General features: G+C 65.8%; 21 protein-coding genes. 14 read left to right on the forward strand and 7 right to left on the reverse strand.

All coding sequences use genetic code 11. From position 1 onward, the window contains the following. Positions 1-109: 109 nt before the first annotated feature. Both WT24_RS23125 and WT24_RS23130 read right to left on the reverse strand, forming a co-directional pair. Entirely contained in the window at positions 110-1,075 is a 966-nt protein-coding gene (locus WT24_RS23125) for an SH3 domain-containing protein (RefSeq protein ID WP_060035969.1), read from the reverse strand. A 33-nt stretch (positions 1,076-1,108) separates the two neighbouring features. After that, entirely contained in the window at positions 1,109-1,537 is a 429-nt protein-coding gene (locus WT24_RS23130) for a hypothetical protein (RefSeq protein WP_059500738.1), read from the reverse strand. 297 nt (positions 1,538-1,834) lie between these two features. Here WT24_RS23130 and WT24_RS23135 point away from each other — a divergent pair, with 297 nt between their 5' ends. Together WT24_RS23135 and WT24_RS23140 are read left to right on the forward strand one after the other, a co-directional pair. Then, positions 1,835-3,370: a sigma-70 family RNA polymerase sigma factor gene (locus WT24_RS23135; protein ID WP_060035970.1), complete on the forward strand. Its 1,536-nt coding sequence runs from the start codon at positions 1,835-1,837 to the stop codon at positions 3,368-3,370. Positions 3,371-3,552: 182 nt separating this feature from the next. Continuing rightward, positions 3,553-4,434: a helix-hairpin-helix domain-containing protein gene (locus WT24_RS23140; protein WP_059500740.1), complete on the forward strand. Its 882-nt coding sequence runs from the start codon at positions 3,553-3,555 to the stop codon at positions 4,432-4,434. A 139-nt stretch (positions 4,435-4,573) separates the two neighbouring features. On the opposite strand, the gene WT24_RS23145 is transcribed toward WT24_RS23140, so the two are convergent. The 3 genes from WT24_RS23145 to WT24_RS23155 all read right to left on the reverse strand — a co-directional run bounded on the left by WT24_RS23145 (position 4,574) and on the right by WT24_RS23155 (position 6,632). Continuing rightward, positions 4,574-4,999: a helix-turn-helix domain-containing protein gene (locus tag WT24_RS23145; protein WP_059789367.1), complete on the reverse strand. Its 426-nt coding sequence runs from the start codon at positions 4,997-4,999 to the stop codon at positions 4,574-4,576. A gap of 68 nt (positions 5,000-5,067) precedes the next feature. Beyond that, a complete protein-coding gene (locus tag WT24_RS35665; protein ID WP_306453360.1) occupies positions 5,068-6,120 on the reverse strand; it encodes a tetratricopeptide repeat protein in 1,053 nt (350 codons plus the stop codon). 71 nt (positions 6,121-6,191) lie between these two features. Next, the gene (locus WT24_RS23155; RefSeq protein ID WP_027782799.1) at positions 6,192-6,632 is read right to left on the reverse strand and encodes a MarR family winged helix-turn-helix transcriptional regulator; all 441 of its coding nucleotides are present in this window, start codon (positions 6,630-6,632) and stop codon (positions 6,192-6,194) included. Between the two features lie 135 nt (positions 6,633-6,767). On the opposite strand from WT24_RS23155, the gene WT24_RS23160 reads away from it, so the two are divergent. After that, positions 6,768-8,297, forward strand: coding sequence for a DHA2 family efflux MFS transporter permease subunit (locus WT24_RS23160; protein WP_059789365.1), 1,530 nt, complete (start codon positions 6,768-6,770; stop codon positions 8,295-8,297). Between the two features lie 30 nt (positions 8,298-8,327). Here WT24_RS23160 and WT24_RS23165 read toward each other — a convergent pair whose 3' ends face one another. Beyond that, positions 8,328-9,842 carry an acetyl-CoA hydrolase/transferase family protein gene (locus WT24_RS23165; protein WP_060035972.1) on the reverse strand — a complete coding sequence of 505 codons (1,515 nt, stop codon included), beginning with the start codon at positions 9,840-9,842 and terminating at the stop codon, positions 8,328-8,330. Between the two features lie 654 nt (positions 9,843-10,496). Between WT24_RS23165 and WT24_RS23170 the strand changes: the two genes are divergently transcribed. From WT24_RS23170 to WT24_RS23220, 11 genes are all read left to right on the forward strand, one after another. Beyond that, on the forward strand, positions 10,497-11,192 hold the full coding sequence (locus WT24_RS23170; RefSeq protein WP_060035973.1) for a CDP-alcohol phosphatidyltransferase family protein: 696 nt from the start codon (positions 10,497-10,499) through the stop codon (positions 11,190-11,192). After that, a complete protein-coding gene (locus tag WT24_RS23175; protein ID WP_059500745.1) occupies positions 11,189-11,998 on the forward strand; it encodes a 2OG-Fe(II) oxygenase in 810 nt (269 codons plus the stop codon). The genes WT24_RS23170 and WT24_RS23175 overlap by 4 nt, the downstream gene beginning before the upstream one ends. After that, positions 11,995-12,996 carry a TIGR00374 family protein gene (locus tag WT24_RS23180; RefSeq protein ID WP_060035974.1) on the forward strand — a complete coding sequence of 334 codons (1,002 nt, stop codon included), beginning with the start codon at positions 11,995-11,997 and terminating at the stop codon, positions 12,994-12,996. The genes WT24_RS23175 and WT24_RS23180 overlap by 4 nt, the downstream gene beginning before the upstream one ends. A gap of 35 nt (positions 12,997-13,031) precedes the next feature. Further along, complete coding sequence (locus WT24_RS23185) at positions 13,032-13,799, forward strand: NTP transferase domain-containing protein (RefSeq protein WP_034205043.1); 768 nt, start codon at positions 13,032-13,034, stop codon at positions 13,797-13,799. Next, positions 13,796-15,484, forward strand: a complete 1,689-nt coding sequence (gene aepX, locus WT24_RS23190) for a phosphoenolpyruvate mutase (RefSeq protein ID WP_060035975.1) — start codon at positions 13,796-13,798, stop codon at positions 15,482-15,484. Before WT24_RS23185 ends, aepX begins: the two co-directional genes overlap by 4 nt. After that, entirely contained in the window at positions 15,481-16,662 is a 1,182-nt protein-coding gene (aepY, locus tag WT24_RS23195) for a phosphonopyruvate decarboxylase (RefSeq protein ID WP_059831361.1), read from the forward strand. Before aepX ends, aepY begins: the two co-directional genes overlap by 4 nt. Beyond that, entirely contained in the window at positions 16,662-17,726 is a 1,065-nt protein-coding gene (locus tag WT24_RS23200) for a 2-aminoethylphosphonate aminotransferase (RefSeq protein ID WP_060035976.1), read from the forward strand. Before aepY ends, WT24_RS23200 begins: the two co-directional genes overlap by 1 nt. Before the next feature lie 430 nt (positions 17,727-18,156). Next, on the forward strand, positions 18,157-19,182 hold the full coding sequence (locus WT24_RS33480; protein WP_179949387.1) for an HNH endonuclease: 1,026 nt from the start codon (positions 18,157-18,159) through the stop codon (positions 19,180-19,182). An 84-nt stretch (positions 19,183-19,266) separates the two neighbouring features. Continuing rightward, positions 19,267-20,355 carry a hypothetical protein gene (locus WT24_RS34600; protein ID WP_156440234.1) on the forward strand — a complete coding sequence of 363 codons (1,089 nt, stop codon included), beginning with the start codon at positions 19,267-19,269 and terminating at the stop codon, positions 20,353-20,355. A 356-nt stretch (positions 20,356-20,711) separates the two neighbouring features. Then, positions 20,712-21,449 carry a DUF5677 domain-containing protein gene (locus WT24_RS23215; RefSeq protein WP_156440233.1) on the forward strand — a complete coding sequence of 246 codons (738 nt, stop codon included), beginning with the start codon at positions 20,712-20,714 and terminating at the stop codon, positions 21,447-21,449. 170 nt (positions 21,450-21,619) lie between these two features. After that, positions 21,620-22,438, forward strand: a complete 819-nt coding sequence (locus WT24_RS23220; RefSeq protein WP_060035980.1) for a hypothetical protein — start codon at positions 21,620-21,622, stop codon at positions 22,436-22,438. A gap of 29 nt (positions 22,439-22,467) precedes the next feature. Here the strand turns inward: WT24_RS23220 and WT24_RS23225 are convergent, their stop codons facing one another. Beyond that, positions 22,468-23,619, reverse strand: a complete 1,152-nt coding sequence (locus WT24_RS23225; RefSeq protein WP_060035981.1) for an acyltransferase — start codon at positions 23,617-23,619, stop codon at positions 22,468-22,470. Positions 23,620-23,903 lie beyond the last annotated feature (284 nt).

Below are 23,903 nucleotides of genomic sequence, written 5' to 3' on the forward strand. Positions count from 1 at the left end.
ACCGCCCGGTGCGGACCCGCATGCCGGGTGGTGTGGGAGGGGATCGGTCAGACTCTCTGACCGCCCCTATCCCGATCCGGCGCCCGGAGCACCCGCGGCGCCGGCCCCGTCAGTGACGGAGTTCGTCGGGGCCGCCGCCCCCGCCGCCGTGGTTGCCGCCACCGTTTCCGCCGCCTTGCGGCCGTGCATAACCGCCGCCCCCGCCACCCTGGCGTACCGGCGGCGGCATCGCACGGCCCTCTCCGCCGGGCGCAGGCGGCGGGCGCAGCACCGCCGGCGGTGGGCCGGCCGGACGCGTATTACCCGCCCCACCGGGCATCGGCGTCGGCGCCGGCGGGCTGGCCGGGCGCGTATTACCCGCCCCGCCCGGCATCGGCGTCGGCGGGCTGGCCGGACGCGCATTACCCACCCCACCCGGCATCGGCGTCGGCGGGCTGGCCGGACGCGCGTTACCCATCCCGCCCGGCATCGGCGTCGGCGGCGTTTGCGGCGTCAGTGCCGGTGCCGCCGGCGCCGGCACGCGGTTCGCGCCGTTCCAGCCGCCGCGCGTCGCCGACGGCCGCGTGTCGTGCACGGGCGGCGGGCCGCCCGGCGCGACCTGCATCGGCACGCCCGGTTGCGGACGCCCTTGCGCCGGCGGCACGCCGCCGGGGCCGAGCCTCGGCTCCGGACGATGCGCCCAGCGATCGCGGTCGGGATACCACGGGCGGTGCCGGTAATAGCGATCCCAGTACGCGCCGATCGCGAACCCGGTCACCGGCACGCCGATGATCGCGCCATATTCGAGCAACGGCACGTAGCTCCCCTGGTACGGATAGTCGAGCAACTGCGCATCGATCCAGCCGCGCACGCCCGGCAATGCGACGTCGCACCACGTGTAGTCGCTCAGGCAGCCGAATACGTCCAGCGCGGTGCCGGGCGGAATCTGCGCGACCACCGGATAATCGGGCGCAGGCCCGGCATACAGCTCGGCCGGCGAATTCGTGTAAGCGCTGCTCTGCGCATCGGCAACGCCCGGTGCGACCGCGAGGCCGGCCAGGACGACGCACAGACTTCGGACAATCGTGTTCCTCATGATGCTCTCCCGCGTCGCGCCGATGCGCGCCGGTCAGTGCCGATGGCCGCCGCCCCAGTGACCGCCACCCCAATGACCGCCGCCCCACGGACGATGCCAGTACCCGCCGCGCCCGCCCCAGTATCCGCCGCCCCAGCGGCCCCAGAAGCCGATCGTCACGGGCGGCCCGTACCAGCCCGAGTAGTACGCCGGGTAGTAATACGGATACGGATACGGCGGCGGCACGTAGGCCGGGGCGACATACACGGGAACCGCCGTGTCGGTGTCGACCTGCGCCTGCGGCACGGTCGACGGGGCCGGCGCCGATGCGGCCGTTGCGACCGGAATGTCGCGCTGCGTCACCGCGGCAGGCACCGGCGCGTAATAAGGTGCGTAACCGTACGGGCTCGTGTAGTAGCAGCCGCCAAGCGCCAGTGCGGCCAGCGCGACGGCGGCGGGCCTCGCGGCGAAAATGGGGTTCATCTCGTACTCCAGCAGAATTCGCGCGTCGCCGCCGGGCGCGCGCCTGACTCTAGCTTACGTCCCCTGCAGATTTCCGCGCGTATGATCGGTTACTTTTTGTTTCCTCTCCCGGACGGCGAAGCAGGCACGCCGCGTGCTGGCCCGTCCGCGGCGCCAACGTTGAAGTTGGGCCAAATGCCCTCAACTTGAACGATGTCGGGCTGACCGGCGCGGACGGGCGTCCGCGATCCACCGGCACCCGCAAACCGGCGAGCTTCGGCCCGCCCAGACAGGAACGCGGCTCGCGCCGCCATCGACATGACTACGCCACGCCCCACTTCCCGGGCGGACACACCGCTCGACCCGATCATCCAGTTGCTGGCGCTTGCCGGCGAGCAAGGTTATCTGACGCACGCCGACCTCGTCGACGCGCTGCCGCCCGAAAGCGACAGCCCCGACGCGCTCGACGTCGTGCGCGCCGCGCTTGCCGACATCGGCATCGCGGTACTCGACGAGCCGGCCGTGCCTGCGCCGTTCGCCGGCGCGGCGCCGGTCGAGGTCGATCGCGACGCGCTCGACGAAGGCCGGGCCATGCTCGGCGACCTCGCGCGCGGCACGAGCGCGTCGACCGATCCGCTCGCGCTCTACATGCGGCGCATGCACGCGGTGCCGCTGCTCACGCGCGAAGGCGAAATCGTGCTCGCCCGCGAGATCGAAACGGGCCGCCATCAGGTACTGCACGCGATCGCCGGCTATCCGCCTGCGGTCGACGCGCTGCTCGAGCGTCATCGCGCGACGGGCAGCGCCGGCTCGACCGGCTCGCCCGACGACGACGACGCCGGTGCGCCCGCGCCCGCCCGCTACGATGCGCTGCACGCAGCGGTGTCGGTGCTGCGCGGCGCATTGCATGCGCATGGCAGCCGTTCGGCCGAATACCGCGACGCGCGCAACCACGTGGCCGCCCTGCTCGGTTCGCTCCCGTGGGTCGCGCCGGCCGCCGACGACGCGGGCCGTACGATACGCGCACTCGCGGCCGCCGCCCACGATCCGTCGGCGGTCGACGCGGCGTGCTTCGACGCGGTCGCCCGGCGCGCGCTCGCAGCCGCACTGAGCGACGGCCAGCAGAAGGTGCGCGACGCGACGCGTGCGATGCTCGAGGCGAATCTGCGGCTCGTGCTGTCGATCGCGCGCAAGTACCTGAACCGCGGCGTCGACCTGTCCGACCTCGTGCAGGACGGCTGTCTCGGCCTGATGCGCGCGATCGAGAAATTCGAATACCGGCGCGGCTTCAAGTTCTCGACCTATGCGACCTGGTGGATTCGCCAGGCGATCGCGCGCGCGGTCGCGGATCGCGCGCGCACGATCCGCGTGCCGGTGCACGTCGGCGATCAGTACCAGCGCGTGCAGCGGCATGCGCTGCGCTTTCGCCAGCGCACGGGCCGGCGGGCCACGCCGGCCGAGCTCGCGGTCGAAACCGGCCTCGACGAAGACAAACTGCGCGCGGTGCTTGCGCTGCCCGCCGAGCCGGTCTCGCTCGACACGCCGCTGCCCGACGCGGACACCGGCCTCGTGGAATTGATAGAGGATCAGGCCTCGGCCAGCCCGTTCGAGCAACTGGCCGACACGCGCATGCGCGAATGCGTGCGGTCGCTGCTGCGGTCGGTCACGCCGACCGAGGCCGACGTGCTGCGCCGGCGGTTCGGCCTCGGCGGCGCCGAGCCCGACACCTACGACGCGATCGCGCAGGATGCGGGGATGTCGCGCGAGCGCGTGCGGCAGATCGAGAAACGGGCGCTCGCCGCGCTGCGTACGGCCGCCGAGGCCGAGAACGCGCAGTCGTTTCTCGACGCTTGACCGCCCCGAGCGCAACGCACGGTCATGCCGCGTTCCGGCACGACCGTGCGCTGCGCGCCTGTGCTACGTTTGTCATTGGCGCGCATCAAACTTTCTTCATCGCGCGTCGCGACGATGGTTGACAGCCGACCGGCGCGCCACTCGTCGCGCCCATTCCGTTTGTGCTTTCCGGGTCCCTCGCCATGCAGTCGACCGTCAGCCAGACGTACGAGGAAAACCGGCCCATCGCGGCGTGCCTGCGCGAGGCCGCGCAGTGGCTTGTCGACCAGGGCGCGAACCCGTACCGGGTCGCCGCGTACCGTGCGGCGGCCGATACGGTCGACGCGCTCGACCGCGACATCCGCGGCGTGTTCGAAACCGGCGGCGTCGAGGCGCTCGGCGCGCTGCCTGACATCGGCGCGGGCGTCGCGCAAGCGATCGCCGAGCTGCTGGTGACGGGGCGCTGGCGCCAGCTCGATCGCCTGCGCGGCGATGCCGAGCGCGCATCGGCCTTCGAAGCGGTGCCGGGCATCGGCCACGCGCTCGCGCTGCGCATTCATGACGCACTGCACATCGACACGCTGGAGGAGCTCGAACGCGCGGCCCGCAACGGCCAGCTCGAAACGATCGCGGGCGTCGGCCCGCGCCGCGCGGCCGGCATCCGCGCCGCACTCGACGACGTGCTGAGCCGCCGCCGGCGCTGGCAAGGCCGCATGCAAAACACCGATCCCGGCACGGAACCGCCCGTCGAACTGCTGCTTTACATCGATCGCCAGTACCGCAACAAGGCGGCCGCCGGCGTGCTGCCGAGGCTCACGCACCGGCGCCTGAACGCGGACGGTTACGTGCCGCCGCCCGTCATGCACATGACCAAGGGCGGCTGGCATTTCACGGTGCTGAGCCAGCATGCCGCGATGCGCACGCCGGAAGCCGGGCGCTCGACCGACTGGGTCTCGCTCTACTTCTACGACGCCGTGCAGTGCGAGCACCAGCGCACCGTCTTCACCGAAACGTACGGCGCGCTCGTCGGCAAGCGGATCGTACGCGGGCGCGAGATGGAATGCCGCGTGTATTACGCGGGGTGAGTCATGCGTCGACGGTGTTGCCGACGTCGAAGGCGGCACCAACGGCATCCCTTTGGACGATCCGGCACGTCGAACTCGCCACGTCACCATCCTCCCGTCGAATCGCTACCGCTACGCCCACGTTGCGCAGGCTCGCCGCCTACGCGCTTTCCGCCTTCGCGCGGCGCGCCGGATGACGATGCGCGGCAATGCGCAGCAGCTTCCGGAACGACGGGCACTCGAGATGGTTCGCCGCCGGGCACACGGCCGCATGCCGCAGCGCATCGCGCACCGCGCCGAGACGGCGGATCGTGCGGTCGAGCTCGTCGGCCTTGCCATCGAGCTTCGCGCGATCGATCGCGGGCCGACCGTCGGCGCCGACCATCGCGAGAATGTCGTCGAGCGAGAAACCGGCCTCCCGGCCGAGCGCGATCAACGCCAGGCGCTCCAGCACCGACGCGTCGTATTGCCGCCGCAGCCCGTGCCGGCCGATCGGCACGATCAGCCCCTTTTCCTCGTAGTAGCGCAGCGTCGACGCGGGCAATCCCGTGCGCTGCGCCACGTCGGCGATGTCCAGTCGGCTCATGCTTGACCTCAAGTGAACTTGAAGTTGCAAGATAGTCGCTCGACTTCACGAAGACAAGCCCGGTGGAATCAGCCGCCGTCGCTGCGTTGCGCCGTTTCCTCGTAGCGATCGAGCGCGTCGAGCAGTTTGCCCGGCCGGCTCATCTCGGCCCGCAGCCTGGCGGCTTTCTCGATATCGGCCGGCGCGGTGAGCTTCGCGCCCTGATCGAGGTACTGCTGCGCGCGCGTCTCGCCTGCGGCGGCAGCCAGGCTCAACAACGCATTCGCGGCGATCGGATCGGATGCGACACCGCTGCCCGCGTAGTACTGCACGCCCAGCCGGAACAGCGATGTCGCGGCACCCTGGGCCGCAGCGAGCCGATACCATCTCGCCGCTTCGGCGTCGTCCTTGCGCACGCCCTGCCCGTTTTCGTACATCAGGCCGAGATTGTTCTGTGCGTTCGCGTCGCCCTGTTCCGCGGCGAGTCGGTACCACTTGAATGCCTCGGTGTCGCTCTGCGTCACGCCGCGCCCGCTGTCGTACAGGTAACCGAGGGCGTTCTGTGCTTGCGGCTCGCCCTGATCGGCCGCGCGCCGATACCATTTGGCGGCTTCCGCGACATCCTGCGGCACGCCGGTCCCGGCGTCGTACATCAGCCCCAGATACAGTTGCCCTCTGGGCAGGCCCTGTTCGGCCGCGCGCCGGTAGAGCCGCACCGCTTCCGCGCTATCCTGCGGCGCGCCTTCGCCGTCCTCGTATGCGCGGCCGAGATTGCACAACGCATCCCCATTGCCCTGCGCGGCCGCGCGCCGATACCAGCTCACGGCCTCCGCCCGGCTTTGCTCGACGCCGATGCCGGTTTCGTACAGCGTGCCGAGATTGTTCTGCGAGGCCGCGTCGCCCTGATCGGCGGCCCGCCGGTACCATTTCGCGGCTTCGGCGGGATTCCGTTCGACGCCGTCGCCGTGCTCGTACATCAGCGCGACGCTGAATTCGCCGTCCAGATCGCCGCGCTTCGCCTTCGCCATCGCCGCGTCGAACGTCCCGGGCGCATCGTCGTGCCCGAGCCAGGCGGTGCCGCCCCCAACGATCAATACCAGCGCGAGCGCGATGAGAATCGCAATACGGGCTTTCCGGCCCATTCGTGCCTCGGTCATCTCTCAGTGTTCTCTTTTTTGTGGTTGCAACCGGTACGCCCAACCGCGCACCGACGTCACTCGCCGCCGCAGTCGATCAGGTTGCGGCGCACGCGCCCGAGCAGGCGCACCAGCGTATCGCGCTCGTCGGGCGTGAAGCCGCGCAGCCCGTCGTCGGCGACGGTATCGCCCACCTCCAGCATCTGCGGAAAGATCTCGCGCGACTTGTCGGTCAGCCGGATCACGAACGCGCGGCGGTCGTCGTCGTTCGCGACGCGCTCGATCCACCCATAGCTTTCCATCCGGTCGAGCAGCCGCGTGAGCGAGATCGGCGTGATCTCGAGCCATTCGGCGAGCCGCGCCTGGTTCATCTCGCCCTTCCACGTCAGGTACGCGAGCACGCGGCTTTGCGCCCGCGTCAGCCCGATGCGCTTCGCGCGCCGGTCGAACAGGCGCCCGTTCAGGCGGGCCACGTCGGCGATCAGGTAACCGATCCGGTTCTCGTAGGTCTTGTCCATGCGGCGATTATAGGGTCAAGCCGGAGCCGACCCGACGCTGGCGACTCGGCAATAAGCGGCTATATAATGAGTATGCTTATAATTTGCGCCATACCGGATCGCCGCGCACGGCGACCGCCCCACGGAGACACCCGCTTGAACCCCGCCGCCGACGCCCCCGCCTCGTCCGCCCTGAACCGGCCGATGCTGACCCTGTCGATCATGCTCGCCACGCTGATCCAGACCCTCGACAGCACGATCGCGAACGTCGCGCTGCCCCACATGCAGGGCACGCTGTCCGCGTCGCAGGACGAAATCACGTGGGTGCTGACCTCCTACATCGTCGCCGCGGCGATCGCGACACCGCTCACCGGCTGGCTGTCCGACCGGCTGAGCGTGAAGCGGCTGCTGATCGTGTCGATCGCCGGCTTCACGGTTGCGTCGGCGCTGTGCGGGCTGTCGGAGACGCTCGTGCAGATCGTCGGCGCGCGGCTGCTGCAGGGTGTGTTCGGCGCCGCGCTGGTACCTCTGTCGCAATCGATCCTGCTCGACATCAACCCGCGCGAGAAACAGGGCCAGGCGATGGCGATCTGGGGGATGGGCGTGATGGTCGGCCCGATCCTCGGCCCGACGCTCGGCGGCTGGCTCACCGACAGCTACAACTGGCGCTGGGTGTTCTTCATCAACGTGCCGATCGGCGCATTCGCGCTCGCCGGCGTGATGACCTTCCTGCCGGCGCGCGCGCCGCGCCCGCACGTGAAATTCGACGCGTTCGGCTTCGCGACGCTCGCGCTCGCGATCGGCGCGTTCCAGGCGATGCTCGACCGCGGCGAACAGCTCGACTGGTTCGGTTCCTACGAGATCCGCATCGAGGCGCTCGTCGCGGCGCTCGGCTTCGCGTTCTTCCTCGCGCATACGGCGAGCGTCGGCAAGGCGTCGTTCTTCAAGTCGGAACTGCTGCGCGACCCGAATTTCGCAACGGGCACGCTGTTCATCTTCGTGGTCGGCGCGGTGCTGTATGCGACGCGCGCGCTGCTGCCGCCGATGCTGCAGAACCTGATGGGCTACCCGGTCGCGACGACGGGCCTCGTCACCGCACCGAGCGGCGCCGGCACGATGATCGCGATGCTGTTCGTCGGGCGGCTGCTGAAATACGTGGATGCGCGGATGCTGCTGCTCGCGGGGCTGTCGATTTCCGCGCTCGCGCTATGGCAGATGATGCAGTACACGGTCGTGCTGTCCGAAGCGGACATCGTGTGGCCCGGCGTGATCCAGGGCTTCGGTCTCGGGCTCGTGTTCGTGCCGCTGAGCGCGCTGTCGTTCTCGACGTTGCCGCCCGAGCTGCGCGCCGACGGCACGGCCACCTACAGCCTGATGCGCAACATCGGCAGCAGTATCGGCATCTCGATCGTGCAGACGCTGATGACGCGCAATACGCAGGTCGCGCATGCCGACCTCGCGGCCCACGTCACGCCGTTCGATCCGGCCGTGCAGGCGATCGCCGGCAGCCGCGTCGACATCGCACTGCTCGACCGCACGATCAACCAGCAGGCGACGATGATCGCGTACCTGAACGATTTCAAACTGATGTTCGTCGCGACGCTGCTGATGATCCCGCTGTTGCTGCTGATCCGCCCGCCGCAGAAGGCGGCGAGCGTCGACGTCGCGCATGCGGCGATGGATTGACGAGCGCGCATGCGCCCGTCCGAGGCCGCGTCAGGCCTTCATCGTCCCGGTTCGCACGTAGCGCTCGTGCCACGACAGCGCCTCGGCGAGCAGATGCGGCGTGTGCTTGCCGAAGCTGTCGCGCGACGCGCGCTCGAAGTAGTCCTCGAGCATCGGCCGGTAGTCCGGGTGCGCGCAGCTCGCGATGATCTTGCGCGCGCGCTGCTTCGGCGACAGGCCGCGCAGGTCGGCCAGCCCCTGCTCGGTGACGACGACCGCGACGTCGTGCTCGGTATGGTCGACGTGGCTCGCCATCGGCACGATCCGCGAGATCGCCCCGCCCTTCGCGGTGCTTGCCGACATGAAGCACGACAGGTAGCCGTTGCGCGCGAAGTCGCCCGAGCCGCCGATGCCGTTCTGGATCTTCGTGCCCATCACGTGCGTCGAATTCACGTTGCCGTAGATGTCGGCCTCGATCATTCCGTTCATCGCGATGCAGCCGAGCCGGCGCACGAGTTCCGGATGGTTGCTGATCTCCTGCGGGCGCAGCACGATCTTCTCGCGGAACGTCGCGATTTCGTCGGCGAAGCGCTGCACGGCGGCCGGGCTCAGCGACAGCGCGGTGGCCGATGCGAAGCTCAGCGTGCCGTCGTCGAGCAGGTCGAGCATGCCGTCCTGGATCACTTCCGTGTACGCGGTCAGGTTCGAGAAGCCGGCCGAGCTCAGTTCCGCGAGCACCGCGTTCGTGATGTTGCCGACGCCCGACTGCAGCGGCAGCAGGTTTTCCGGCAGGCGGCCGCGCTTCACTTCGTGGCGCAGGAAGTCGATCAGTTGCAGCGCAATCTGCTTGGAGGTCGCATCCGGCGCGGTGAACGCATTGCTGCGATCGGGCGCGTCGGTTTCGACGATCGCGACGATCTTGTCGGCCGGGCAGCGCAGGTACGGCTCGCCGATCCGGTCGTCGCTCTTCGTCAGCGGAATCGGCTTGCGGTGCGGCGGCAGCGCGGTGCCGTAGTAGATGTCGTGCATCCCGTCGAGGCCGATCGGCTGGCGCGCATTCACTTCGAGGATCACGTGCTTCGCGCGTTCGAGCCACGTCTTGTTGTTGCCGATCGAGGCGGACGGAATCAGCAGGCCGTCCTCGCGGATGCCCGCAACTTCGACGATCGCGACGTCGAGATCGCCGTACAGCCCGAACCACGCGTATTGCGCGACGTGGCTCAGGTGGACGTCCTGATAGTCGACTTCGCCGCCGTTGATCTTGTCGCGCAACGTCGGGTCGGACTGGTACGGCAGCCGCATCGAGATGCCGTCGGTGCGGGCGAGCGCGCCGTCGAGTTCCGGTGCGGTCGACGCGCCCGTCAGCACGTTGATCCGGAAGTCCTCGCCGCGCGCGTGCGCCGCGTCGATGTGGGCGGCGAGCGCGGCCGGCACGGCCTTCGGATAGCCCGACCCGGTGAAGCCGCTCATGGCGACGGTCATGCCGGGGCGGATCAGCGCGGCGGCTTCGTCGGCGGTGCGGACGAGCGAACGCAGGGCGGGAGCGAGGATGCGTGATGAAGACATGGCTGGTTATCTGACGCTTTGGTCTGTCGTTGACGTCGCGGGGGGTGTCTCCTGAGCGACGCGAAGCCCTTGGGGCCGCGAGGGGCGGCCCGGCACCACGGGCACGGCCGGAGTATCGCAGAGGCCATCGCCGCGAAATGTCCGCTGGATGCAAAAGATCCTTGCCGGATTTGCCGGGTATCGAACGAGCGTTCTGTGACAGGCGATCCGCCCACGCCGAATGCACGCGAAAGGCGTGCGAAAGCATCGGGGCGAATCGTTGGTTCGCGATCGCGGACCGTCGCGCATCAATCGACGAGATTTCACCGACATTGACGAGCTCCGGTTCGGCAATCGCCGATACCCGTCCGGCGCGGCCGATTGTCGCCCGATGCGGCTTTTCCGGGCCTGACGGAGATCAAGGTCGCATGCGCTGCGCGACGTCGGCCAACCGGCGCGAAAAACCCGCGCGATCCGCCTGCGAGGCCCATCCGGCCTTGACAGCCGCACGCGGCAAACCACACTGGAAGACGAGGTCGGCCGCCCGAATGGCCGCCCCGTTCACACGTGCGTTTCTGGACCGGCCGATGCCTTCAAGACGCGGTAACACTCCCGTATGTCAGGACATTGATCGAATAAAAAGCAACAAATTACAATTCCGTATATATTTCGCCGATGGACCAAAGAAAAACCGCCACACGCCCCGAGCCACCCCCGCCACGCACCTGGGATGCGCGGCTCGCGCGCTCGCTCGTCCGACCGCTCGTCGATACACCGGTCACTCCGAATCACCTCACCACCGTTCGCCTGCTGATCGGCCTCGCCGGCGCCTGGTGCCTCGCGCACGGCGGCTTCGGCTGGAGCAACGCAGGCGCGTTCCTGATCGTGTTGTCGAACTTCGTCGACCACACCGACGGCGAACTCGCGCGCATCAGCGGCAAGTCCAGCAAGATCGGTCATTTTTACGACCTGGCGGCCGATGCGCTCGTCACGGTCGCGCTGTTCGTCAGCATGGGCGTCGGCATCGTCGCCCAGGGCGGCCAGATGGCCGCGTCGCCGGTGCTGCTCGGCGCGGTGGCCGGCGCGGCCGTCGCGCTGATCTTCTTCCTGCGCATGCGGATCGAATCGATCGCCGGCAAGGCCGGCACCAAGCAGGCATTCGCCGGCGGCTTCGAGACGGAAGACGTGCTGTACCTGCTGCCGATCGTGACGCTCGTCGACGGCGTCGAGCCGTTCCTGCTCGCGGCGTCGATCGGCGCCCCGCTGTTTGCCGCCTGGGTCGTGATCGACTGGTGGCGCATCGTGCGGCGCGGCAACCTCCCGCAGAACCCGGCCGCGCAGAACTCAACCGAAATCCAGGCTTCCAAATGACTCCTAGCACGCGCGACGATTCCGTGCTGAGCCCGGCACGCCCTGCGCCCGTGCGCGCGGCCGCGGCCGATCCCGATCGCACCGTGGCCGACTGCGTCGGCCGGCTCGATCTCGACCGCCTGCGCGGCGACTACACGCGCCAGGGCTCGTTCCTCTACCTCGACGCGTTTCTGCCGGCCGACGCGCACGCGAAGCTGGCGAACGCCGCCCGCGCGATGCAGGCCAGTCTGAACCGCAATTACCTGCCCGGCCACAAGCAGGGCGGCAGCGTGAGCCGCCATACGATCGACGAGCAAGCGCCGTACATCGCCGAGCTGTATCGCTCGAAGGCGCTGATCGGTTTCCTCGAGAAAATCACGGGCGACAAGCTGATGCTGTCGCCGGACGACGATCCGCACGCGTACGCGCTGTATTACTACACGAAGCCCGGCGACCACATCGGCTGGCACTACGACACGTCTTACTACGACGGCCGCCGCTACACGCTGCTGATCGGCGTGATCGACGAATCGTCGTGCCGGCTCGACTACGAGCTGCATACGCGCAACCCGGACGTCGCCGACGAACCGGGCTCCGTGCAGATCGCCGACGGCGGCATCGTGCTGTTCGACGGCGACAAGCTGCGCCACCGCATCACGCCGCTCGGCCAGAACGAGATGCGCGTGTCGCTCACGTTCGAATACGTGACGAACCCCGGCATGCGGCCGTGGAAGCGCTTCATCTCGAACATGAAGGACGCGATCGCGTATTTCGGTTTCCGCCAGGTGTTCAAGCAACTGGCGACGCGACGCACGAGCGGGTCATGACACGCGCGGGCCTCATCCTGCTGTCCCTCGGGACCGCACTCTTCATCGCACTCCTGGCCTGGCAGGGCATCGGCGCGGTAGCGTCCACGTTCCTCGCGGCCGGCTGGGGCCTCGCGCTCGTCGCGGCGTTCCACGTCGTGCCGCTCGCGATCGACGCGGTCGCGATCTCCGTGATGTTCCGCCGCGGGCAGCCGGGCGCCGAACTCGGCGACGCGCTGCGCGCGCGCTGGGTCGGCGAATCGGTGAACAGCCTGCTGCCCGCCGGGCAGATCGGCGGCCCGGTGCTGATGGTGCGCCACCTCGCGCAGCGCGGCACGCGGATGGCCGATGCGGCCGCCGCCGTGACCGTCAGCACGACGATGCAGGCGCTCGCGCAAATGGCCTTCGCGCTGATCGGCATCGCCGCGTTCAGCCTGTATGCGACGCACGAATCGGTCGCACACCTGCGTACGCCCGCGCTGATCGCCACCGGCGTGCTCGGCGCGCTCGCCGTCGCGTTCTACGCAGCGCAGCGGCGCGGGCTGTTCGGCCGCGGGCTGCGCATCGCGTCGAAGCTGCTCGGCCCGCGCGACTGGTCGTCGCTCGCCACGCGCGCCGACGCGATCGACGACGCGGTGGGGGGGCTGTACCGCGATCGCGCGAAAGTCGCGAAGACCTTCGCATTGAGTCTCGCCGGCTGGATCGTCGGCACCGCGGAAGTGTGGCTCGCGCTGCACTTCCTCGGGCACCCGGTGAGCTGGCTCGACGCGCTGCTGCTCGAAAGCGTCGGCCAGGCGATTCGCGGGGCGGCCTTCGCGATCCCGGGCTCGCTCGGCGCGCAGGAAGGCGGTTACCTGCTGCTCGCGCCGCTGGTTGGGTTGCCGCCCGACGCGGCGCTCGCGCTGTCGCTCGCGAAGCGCGCGCGCGAACTCGCGCTCGGCCTGCCCGGCCTGCTCTATCTGCATTTCAGTGAAAGAAACTGGCAGCGGCGCCATGCGCCGCAGCCGCTCGCCGACTGATCGTTCAGATCGCCGGCTTTTTGGTTGGAGAACCCATGCGAGCCATCATTCTTGCGGCAGGCCTCGGCTTGCGCCTGCAACAACCGCCCGAAGCGCAGTTCCCGAAGTGCCTGCTGCGCTTCGACGACGTTTCGCTGCTCGAGCGCCATCTGCGCGTGCTCGACGCCGCGGGCGTCGACGAGATCGTGCTCGGGCTCGGCTTTCAGCACGAGAAGGTCGAGCAGGAACTGAAGCGCCTCGGCCGTCAGGCCGAGATCGTGATCAACGACCGCTACGACCTCGGCAGCGTGCTGACCGTGCATACCGTCGCCGATGCGATGACGCGCGGCGGCGACGTGCTGCTGATGGACGCGGACGTGCTGTACGACGAGAACATCCTGCACGCGCTGGTGGCCGACGCCGACAAGCCGGTCGATCGCCTGCTGATCGATCGCGACTTCGAGGCCGGCGACGAGCCCGTCAAGCTGTGCCTGAAGAACGGCGTGCCGGTCGAGCTGCGCAAGCAGCTCGCGGTCGACCTCGACTACGACACGATCGGCGAATCGGTCGGCTTCTTCCGCTTCACCGAAGGCACCGCGCGCCGCCTCGCGACGATCGTCGCGGGCTACGTCGACAGCGGCCGCGCGAACATGCCGCACGAGGAAGCCGTGCGCGACCTGCTGCTCGAAGGCGGCCATTCGTTCGACGTCGCCGACGTCACCGGCTCGCCGTGGATCGAGATCGACTTCCCGAACGACGTCGCACGCGCGACGCAAGACATTCTTCCCCTGATTCAACGCACCACCGCCGGAGCCGCACGATGAACGCACGCGAACCCAACTTCACCGAATCGCGCAGCGCGCGCCTGCGCCGCATGCTCGTCAGCAGCGATCTCGAATTCCTGATGGAAGCGCACAACGGCCTGTCCGCACGGATCGTCCGCGAGGCCGGCTTCAAGGGGATCTGGGCGTCGGGCCTCGCGATCTCCGCGCAATTCGGCGTGCGCGACAACAACGAAGCGAGCTGGACCCAGGTGGTCGACGTGCTCGAGTTCATGGCCGACGCGAGCGACCTGCCGATCCTGCTCGACGGCGACACCGGCTACGGCAACTTCAACAACGTGCGCCGCCTCGTGAAGAAGCTCGAACAGCGCGGCATCGCAGGCGTCTGCATCGAGGACAAGCAGTTCCCGAAGACGAACAGCTTCATCGACGGCGAGCGCCAGCCGCTCGCCGAGATCGACGAGTTCTGCGGCAAGATCAAGGCCGGCAAGGATTCGCAGACCGATCCCGATTTCTCGATCGTCGCGCGCGTCGAGGCGCTGATCGCGGGCTGGGGGATGGACGAGGCGCTGCGCCGCGCGAACGCGTATGCGGAAGCCGGCGCCGATGCGATCCTGATCCACAGCAAGCTGTCGCGTCCGGACGAAATCCTGCAGTTCGCGCGCGAATGGAGCGGCAAGGCGCCGCTCGTGATCGTGCCGACCAAGTACTACAGCACGCCGACCGACGTGTTCCGCCAGGCCGGCATCAGCACCGTGATCTGGGCGAATCACCTGATCCGCGCGTCCGCATCGGCGATGCAGGCCGTCGCGCGCGAGATCCACGAGAACGAAACGCTGATCAACGTCGAAGACCGCGTCGCGTCGGTCAACGAGATCTTCCGCCTGCAGGACGCGGACGAGTACTCGGCGGCCGAGCGCATCTACCTGTCGTCGTCGTCGCGCGCGTCGAACGCGGCGGTCGTGCTCGCCGCGAGCCGCGGCAAGGGCCTCGAAGCCGTCACCGAAGACAAGCCCAAGGTCATGCTGCCGGTCGCCGGCAAGCCGCTGTTGCGCTGGCTCGTCGACGGCTTCAAGAAGCAAGGCGTGAACGACATCACCGTGGTCGGCGGCTACCGCGCCGATGCGATCGACACGTCGGGCATCAAGCTCGTCGTCAACGAACGCCATGCGCAGACGGGCGAGCTCGCGTCGCTCGCCTGCGCGGCCGAACGACTGACCGGCGACACCGTGATCTCGTACGGCGACCTGTTGTTCCGCAGCTACATCCTGCGCGACCTCGCGGAGAGCGAGGCCGAGTTCAGCGTGGTGGTCGATTCGTCGCTGACCGAGCCGTCGAACCAGAGCGTGCGCGACTTCGCCCTCTGCTCGGCGGCCGACGATCGCGGCCTGTTCGGCCAGAAGACCTACCTGCAACGCGTGTCGAGCGACGTCGCCGCGGGCACCCCGCACGGCCGCTGGATCGGCCTGCTGAACGTGCGCGGCGCCGGTGTCGACCGCCTGAAGGCGATGCTCGCGACGCTGCAGGCGCGTCCTGATTTCGACACGCTCGACATTCCGTCGCTGCTGAACGAACTGATCGCCGCCGGCGAGAAGATCGAGGTGCAGTACGTGCACGGCCACTGGCGCGGCGTCAACGACCTGGAAGATTTCCGCCGCGCGGGCGACTTCGCGCACGGCCAGACGCCGCTGTCCGAACCCGGTGCCGGCAACGGGGGCGTGCAATGATCGAAGCGGCACAGTTCGTCGAGGCTGCGCGCGAACGCGGCTTCGACTGGTACGCGGGCGTGCCCTGCTCGTACCTGACGCCGTTCATCAATTACGTGCTGCAGGACCCGACGCTGCACTACGTGTCGGCCGCGAACGAAGGCGACGCGGTCGCGCTGATCGCAGGCGCGACGCTCGGCGGCAAGCGCGGGATCGCGATGATGCAGAACTCGGGGCTCGGAAACGCGGTGAGCCCGCTCACGTCGCTGACCTGGACGTTCCGGCTGCCGCAGTTGCTGATCGTCACGTGGCGCGGCCAGCCCGGCGTGGCCGACGAGCCGCAGCACGCGCTGATGGGGCCGATCACGCCCGCGATGCTCGACACGATGGAGATCCCGTGGGAGACGTTCCCGACCGACCCCGAACAGGTCGGCCCGGCGCTCGACCGCGCGATCGCGCACATGGATGCGACGGGCCGCCCGTACGCGCTCGTGATGCAGAAAGGCAGCGTCGCGCCGTATGAGCTGAAGGCGAACCCGGCCGCGAAGCCGCGCGCGCACGTCGCCGCGCAATCGTCGTCGCGCGCCGGGTCGGCCGATGCTTGGCCGACCCGCCACGACGCGTTGCAGCGCGTGATCGCGCATACGCCGGTCGATTCGACCGTCGTGCTCGCGTCGACCGGTTTCTGCGGCCGCGAACTCTACGCGCTCGACGATCGCCCGAACCAGCTGTACATGGTCGGCTCGATGGGCTGTGTGACGCCGCTCGCACTCGGCCTCGCGCTCGCCCGCCCCGACCTGCGCGTGGTGGCCGTCGACGGTGACGGCGCCGCGCTGATGCGCATGGGCGTATTCGCGACGCTCGGCACCTACGGCCCGGCCAACCTCACGCACGTGCTGCTCGACAACGGCGCGCACGAATCGACCGGCGGCCAGGCAACGGTGTCGCAGCATGTGTCGTTCGCGGGTGTCGCAGCCGCATGCGGGTATGCATCGGCGGTCGAAGGCGATACGCTCGACGTGCTCGATGCGGCACTGGCCGCCACGGGGAATGGTGCACAGTTCGTTCGCGTGGCGATCCGCACGGGCGTGCCCGACGGCCTGCCCCGCCCGACCGTCACGCCGGTCGAGGTCAAGACCCGTCTGATGCGGCACATCGGCGCCGCGCAGACCGCCGCCCACGTTGAAGGAGCTCATTGATGCTGCTGCTGAACCCCGGCCCGGTCACGCTCACCGAACGCGTGCGCCGCAGCCTGCTGCAACCCGATCTGTGCCATCGCGAAGGCGAATTCTTCGACCTGCAGGACGAAGCGCGTGCGCGCCTCGTCGCCGCGTACGAACTCGATCCGGCCGAATGGGCCGCCGTGCTGATGACGGGTTCGGGCACCGCCGCCGTCGAGAGCATGATCGCGGCGCTCGTGCCGCAGGACGGCAAGCTGCTCGTGATCGAGAACGGCGTGTACGGCGAGCGGATCACGCAGATCGCCACGCAGTACGGGATCGCGCATGACGTGCTCAAGCATGAATGGATGCAGGCGCCCGATCTCGCGCAGATCGGTGCGAAGCTCGATGCGGGTGGGTACTCGCATGTCGCCGTGATTCATCATGAAACGACGACGGGCCGGCTGAACGACCTCGGCGCGATTGCGGCAGTGTGTCGGGCGCGCGGTGTGAAGATGCTCGTGGATGGCGTCAGCAGCTTCGGCGCGGAAGCGATCGATTTTGCGGGCGGCGACATCGACGCGGTTGCCGCGACCGCGAACAAGTGCCTGCACGGCGTGCCGGGTGCGGCGTTCGTGATCGTGCGCCGCAGCGCGCTCGCGAAAGCTGCGAGCCGGACTTACTATCTCGATCTCGGTCGACTTGCAAAGCTGCAGGATCAGCGGAATACGCCGTTTACGCCGTCCGTGCACGCGTATTACGCGCTCGTCGAGGCGCTGCGCGAGTTTGATGAAGCCGGCGGCTGGCGTGCGCGGCATGCGCATTACAAGGCGCTTGCGGATCAGGTTCAAGCCGGGCTTGCGGCGCGCGGGATGCCGCTGGTGTTGCCGGAAGGCGCGTCGTCGGTTGTGCTGCGTGCGTATCGGTTGCCGCAGGGCGTCACGTACGAGACGCTGCATGATGGGCTGAAGGCGCGTGGTTTTGTGATTTATGCGGGGCAAGGCGGGCTGTCGAAGGAGCTGTTCCGCATCTCGACGATGGGCGCGATTCAGGCGGCCGATGTCGAGCGGTTGCTGGATGGGTTTACGGCGTTGACGCGGTAAACGTCGTCCGCAACTTCGTCTACAAAAAAGGCCCGCAAGGGCCTTTTTTGTTGTCATTTGCAAATTCCTGGGGCGTGGAACACGTTGTCGGCATTCGGCCATGAGCGGTCAACCAGATGCATTGAGCAAGCGTCCGATTGCACGCGTGAAGCGGACTGTCGGCGGGCGCCGGCTGACGGGTGCTTAGCCGAGGGCACGTCAGAGTTCGTCTACCGAGACTGAGTCATCGAAATAATAGCTGTTCTCACACTTATATCCCCATTTCTCGCCGCGTCGGCGGATGCGCGGTTCGAACGTTAAGCATAATACTTCACTAGTCGACGGTGGTCCCCGTAGCGCCGCAGCCCAGTACTCAGCCCCGCAAGGGATTAAGATCACGTCGACAAACACACCGGCGTTTGAGCTGGGATCAACCCAAAAGGGGCTTAGATTGGCGACTATAAATGACCCGAAATGCCGAGGCTGTGGGGTCACCCTGACCGGCAGCAACGATTCCGAGGCGCACATCATTCCCAATGCATTGGGTGGACGATTGAAACCGAAAGGGATCATCTGCCGCGAATGCAATACAAAGCTCGACGGCGTTGCTGACAATGCTCTAGTTCAGGCATTTGGCAGTTGGCCTACACTGCTCAACGTCCCTCGTGATCGAGGCGACCATCCCGATAAAGACGTGACCACACAAAGCGGCCGTCGTGTGCGACTTTCCACTGACGGCTCGATCACCAGAGTTGACCCCGTCTATACGGTCACGGAAACAATTGACGGCCACAAGCTTGAGATCGGAGCCGGGGTCCCGAAAACGTTCCGCCAGTTGCTCCAGCGCGCGGCAAATCAGTTTCCGCAGATCAACGTGGAGCAGGCGCTACAGTACGCTCAAGTCATCGGCATCAACGATGGTGATGCCCTAAAGATGCAGCTGGATTACAGCCCGCTTGCGACTTTCGGCGGTATCGTGTCCGCGCTGTGGCTGTATATCATTAATGTCACCGGGCACGCTATCATGGACTGGAAGCGCCTTCTGGAAGTGATCGCCTCGATGCAGAAGAATGGCGGAACATTCCGATACATGATAGAAGGCTTGCCGGGGCTGGTGGGCCCAGATATCCCATTCGGCCACAGGATCATCGTGCGCTCGGTGCCTAATACCGGAGAACTAATTGCATACGTCGAAATCCTTGGCGTGCTCCGGGTCGGTGGAGTATTCGCGAGATCAGGCGGCCTCTCACAACTCATTGAGCATATCTACGTGTACGACCTCAATGATCAGACAGATCGAAGCCACGAGTTCTCCATTGCAGCCTCCGAGTTCGAACTTCAAGACTGGGCGGCTGTCGGGCTAGGTCCGGCGGATGCTAGTGCACTCAGCAATCACTTTGTGACAAGGGCTGAGGACGTGTTCGGAACGGTGTATCGCAACCGCTTTTCGGAAGGGCCGACGGGGCAGGCTGAATAGTTTGGTTGCCACGCCGGATAGAATACACATACGATCAATAATCGGGCTGAATTTAGAAATCCAAGACATACTGCATTTCAAAAAATGAAGAAACCTATTCGCGCTCCGATGGATCCATCTGATTTTCCGCTTTCTTTTAAAGATGTCGCCTCGGGCGTTTATTTTTCAGAGGTAAAGGCTCCTGCCGATGGGGTTTACGATACCGTACACGCAATTGTTGATAGCAATATATTAAGGTCACTGAACGCATACCCCGGATTATTTAAGCGATTGGCGTGGATTTTAGGTCCCGGCGTCACCCTCCACGTTCACGTAGGCCAATTTGCATACGAACAACTCTTGAGCAATCGAGATTCCGCTCTCGGGAAGTTGAAAGATTTGACGGAGCATCCTGCTTTGTCCGATTTCTTTTTGCCGGGGTTCGCCGCATCCTTCATCTCGACTCTAAAGACGGCCGAATCCGATATGCGCGTGCTGATCGGCATTCAAGCAGTCTATCTATTCGCGATACGTTCATTGTTCGAGCGAAAAAAAACGACTGAAGATACGATTGAACGCCTAAGGGAGGTAATTCGCGGAAATGTCACAAGACTATCTTCGCTGTATTTCATGGGAATCTTGTTCCTGCGTGGGAAGGTAAACTCAAGATTGGCATTTACCGATAGCAATATAAAAGTTCAAGACTGGGCCAACCACTTCCTCGCGGTTAGAAAAGAAGAAGTCGGCGATCCCGGTCGATGGGCTCGCAATCGAGCTTTCGATTTTATGTTGTTTTCTAACGCTCCGGCCCTGAATATGTCCCCGGAAGGCGGGATGCATGGGAGATTAATAACGGTAACCAACGATTCGTATGCCGCCCAATGTTTGTACCGACTATTCGCATACCACGGCGAACAACAGATGGATACGGCCTGGAATGCGATATTCAATCTTTCTTGTTTAAAGAAAGTTGAAGACCCGATCTTCGAATTGGTCAACGAGGAGTCAAGGTGGATTCATGATGCATCCGCAAACAGTGAGAAGCCCTCCACCGATGAGCGAAAGATTCGCGTAAAGAACCTGATTGACGCATCGCTTAAATTATTGACAGAAGAGCATAAGGGCGATCTTATGCGTGTTTTGTACGAGTTCGAGGTATTCTCGTGGATGGAAGCCGATTCAGATAAAGAGTAGATCTCTAAATGATTTTAAAAGTATTTGCTTTATCTTTGTTTTCCGACTACGGATCGACATCGTTTCAGCTCGCAGCTAAACTTGGCCAACTGCGTGATTGGTAAGTCGGTCATGGATATTTGGCCAAGGCGGCCGCGTCTCGAAACCATTTGAGAAGTCCGCTTTCACATTCAGACCGGACTCCGGCCTCCTCCCCCGGATCGCCCGCGATGGGTCGATCTGCGCCGGTCGTGCGCGACGGGGCGATGGCCGGCCGCGCTCGGCCAAGAAGCGACTCCTTGTGGACGGTAAAATGCGGCTGAAACGCGACGCGTCTGGGTCATTCAACCTGTTTGGCGCCGCCCAAAGGAACAGGAATGGACACGATAAAAGTCGTTGATCTTCTTAACACGTCGGGACGAATTCTGGACGGAATGCGAAACCTCATAGTGCGCTCTCGACCACCAAAGGGCGGCCCCGACCGTATGCGAGTGGCGCTGGTGCTGACAATCGCAGAGCAATTCGAGGCTGCCTTGCGGCTCGGAAATGCTCATATGAGCACACATGCGGCTACACACGTTCGCTCGATGATCGAAGCGCTAGTTGTCATGCGAAAGCTAAAGACGAATGCTGGCTACGTAAATCAGTTGCGTTACGACAAACTGCACGGGGAAAAACGTGTCTACGAGGGAATACTTTCCGATCCGAGCATTCCCGATGAAGCGAAGCTGTCGGTCAAGAATCGACTCGATACTTGTCTGTTGGAGTTCAACTCACTACATGCCGAAAAGTATCGCCCGAAGAAGATCAGCCAGGAATTTGGCGATACTGGTCTTTTTCATCTCGTCGGCCCCTACGCGATGCTTTGCGGCTTTTCACATAACGACCTCGCCGTGCTCGCTTTTCGACATCAGGGTGATAGCAGTATGGTGTACAAGCAGGATGACGATCCCACGTTAGTGCAGTCCGTTTTTTCCACTGGTCTTATAGTGCTTATGGATGCCGCCCATCAGTTCGGCAAGATCGCGAAATTTCCGGACGATTATTTTGAGCCAATTTTTTCCTCCATGAACAAGGAGTGGCACGGCGTACTCGACAAGACCGTTGTAAGCTGATGTCGTTCGAATTGCGCGGGAGGGTGTTAGTGTTAGCGCGCAGCACTGCTGCTTCGAACGTCTCATATCGGTGATACAGCGGACCGGCACCTATGCTGCTCGGACGACTCAACCGGGCCGGTAAGCAACTCCCACGCATATCAATGAAAACAACATCTCCGATCACGACAATGAGAATCCTGCGCTTCGCCCCGCTGCTGGCGCTCGCCGCCGCCCCCATCGTTCACGCCGCCGATAGCCAGTCCTGCAGCGACGAAACAGTCACAGCCGTTGCCCGCTGGGCCGGCATCGCGAGCGCACGCATCGCCACGCGCGATGCGGACCGGCTCGTCGTCGCGTCGGCGTGCAAAGCCATGCCGAACGCACCGGAAACGACGATCGCGGCCGTCGCGTTCGATTCGCTGCCGAAAAGCAAGAATCCCGACGAAAGCAAAAAGCTGCAGGTGATCGCACTCGTCGAGGGCAGCAAGGTCGTGGCGGCCGATCGGTCGGTGGTCGAGGAGGATGCGGCGACCGAGATCGGCGAGAACAGCTATCGCATCGACACGGCGCCCTACCGCTTGTCGCCCGACGTGCGCGCGTTCGGCGTGGTGTTTACCAGCAGTGCACGCGGGCCGAGCTGCCCGGATGCCAACGCCAGTGAAGAGTTGACGCTGTGGGTGCGCGAAGGCAGCCGTATCCGCCCGGTGTTCGGCACCAACCTCTACGGCTGGGTCAGCGTCGAAGGCGACGCCTGCGGCCCGGGTGCAGGCGATGCGCGCAGCGAAGAGGCCCGCATGACGATCGCCATCGAGAAAACGTCGAGCCACGGCTTCGCCGACCTGTCGATCACGGCGCACATCGCGCAGACGCAACGCAAGAACGGCGATTACTCGGATACGGGCAAGCGCACCGCACGCATGATCGTCCACTACGACGGCAAGTCGTACGGCATCGACATGTTCCGGAACTTCTGGTATTCGCCGGCCGCGATGAAACGCTTCAAGTAACGCCGTGGGCGCGACACTGCCCCGCCCACCTACTCCATCACCTTCGGCCCGATCGCGTCGGTCGGTGCCGGCATCCGCAATGCGTCGTCCCGCACGCGTCGCGCCTCGCGCGCCGAATAGCGATCCTTGAGCCGCAGGAACGGCTTCTCGACGAGAAAATAGCTGGCGGTCGCGGCAATCAGCGCCCACACGATGCCGAGCGGAAACGCATGCGCGACCGGCAGATTCGGATTCGCAAACGGCTGCTGCCACAGATAGAGACTGAACGAAATCGTGCCGACGAACACCACCGGCCCGGCGCGCAACCAGCGCGCGCACCAGAACTCGCTGCGGAAATTCAGCACGACGATCACGATCGCGATCAACGCGGCTTCGAGCGTCACGCCGTACGTCGCATTCCAGAAGCCGCCGAGCCGGTGTTCGGCGAGCGGCATGCCGAGCAGCACGACGAACACGAGCGCCGTCACGATGCGCGCCTCGCCGCGCCACGAGTCGACCCACGCTTCGAGCCGTTCGCGGTTAAGCGACGCATAGCAGCCGATCAGGATCGGATCGACCCCGGTGTGGAGCATCATCCCGAGCTGCCCGCGCAGCGCCGGCGCGACGAAATACGTGGTCGCACGCACCAGCGGCACGATCAGGATCAGCGCGGCCAGCCAGCGCGTGCCGGCGCGGCGCATGCCGAACACGAACAGCAGCGGCCAGAACCAGTAGAACTGCTCCTCGAGCGCGAGCGACCAGAAATGGCCGAGGTACCACGCACCGTCCGGATGCAACGCGTTGTCGCCGGTCAGCCCGAACCACGCCGAGTAATTCCACAGGTGCAGCGCCGCATAGAGCCATTGCCGGCGATCGACGTCGAACCAGCCGGTGAAGGCCGCGATCGCAACGGCCGCGAGATACACGTAGCAGGCCGGCCAGATCCGCAACGCGCGGCGCACGTAGAACGACGTCAGCGCGACGCCGCCGGTGCGCGCGAACTCGGCGCGCAGTACGTTGGTGATCAGGAAACCGCTCAGCACGAAGAAGATCAGCACGCCGAGCCTGCCGTCGGCGATCAGCCGCAACGGCGCGTACCAGCCCGTATAGCCGCCGGGCAGCACATGCTCGGCATGACCGACGACGACCATCGCGACCGCGACGGCGCGCAACCCGGTCAACTGCGTGACGCGATGGTTCATCGGCTGGTGTCCGTTGGCACGGTAAAGGAACGGGAATCGGCCGGCGCCCGATTGGCCCGCCGACCCGCCGCCGGGATTTTGTATGAAAAATATCGGAATGAAATTGCTTCAAAAATCCGGAGCGCAAATACGGCCAGCGGAGGACGCCCCGCCACAAGGGGCCAACGTCCGACGCGGTGAATGGGCATAATGACAAGCCTTGTCCGGCGGTGGCCGGTCCGATGCCCACGCAACGAATTTTGCGGCGCAGCAACATCCGCAGTACCGTACCCTGCCCGCACATC

Origin of the sequence: Burkholderia sp. MSMB1078WGS (assembly GCF_001528895.1) — a bacterium.
Classification (GTDB): Bacteria; Pseudomonadota; Gammaproteobacteria; order Burkholderiales; family Burkholderiaceae; genus Burkholderia.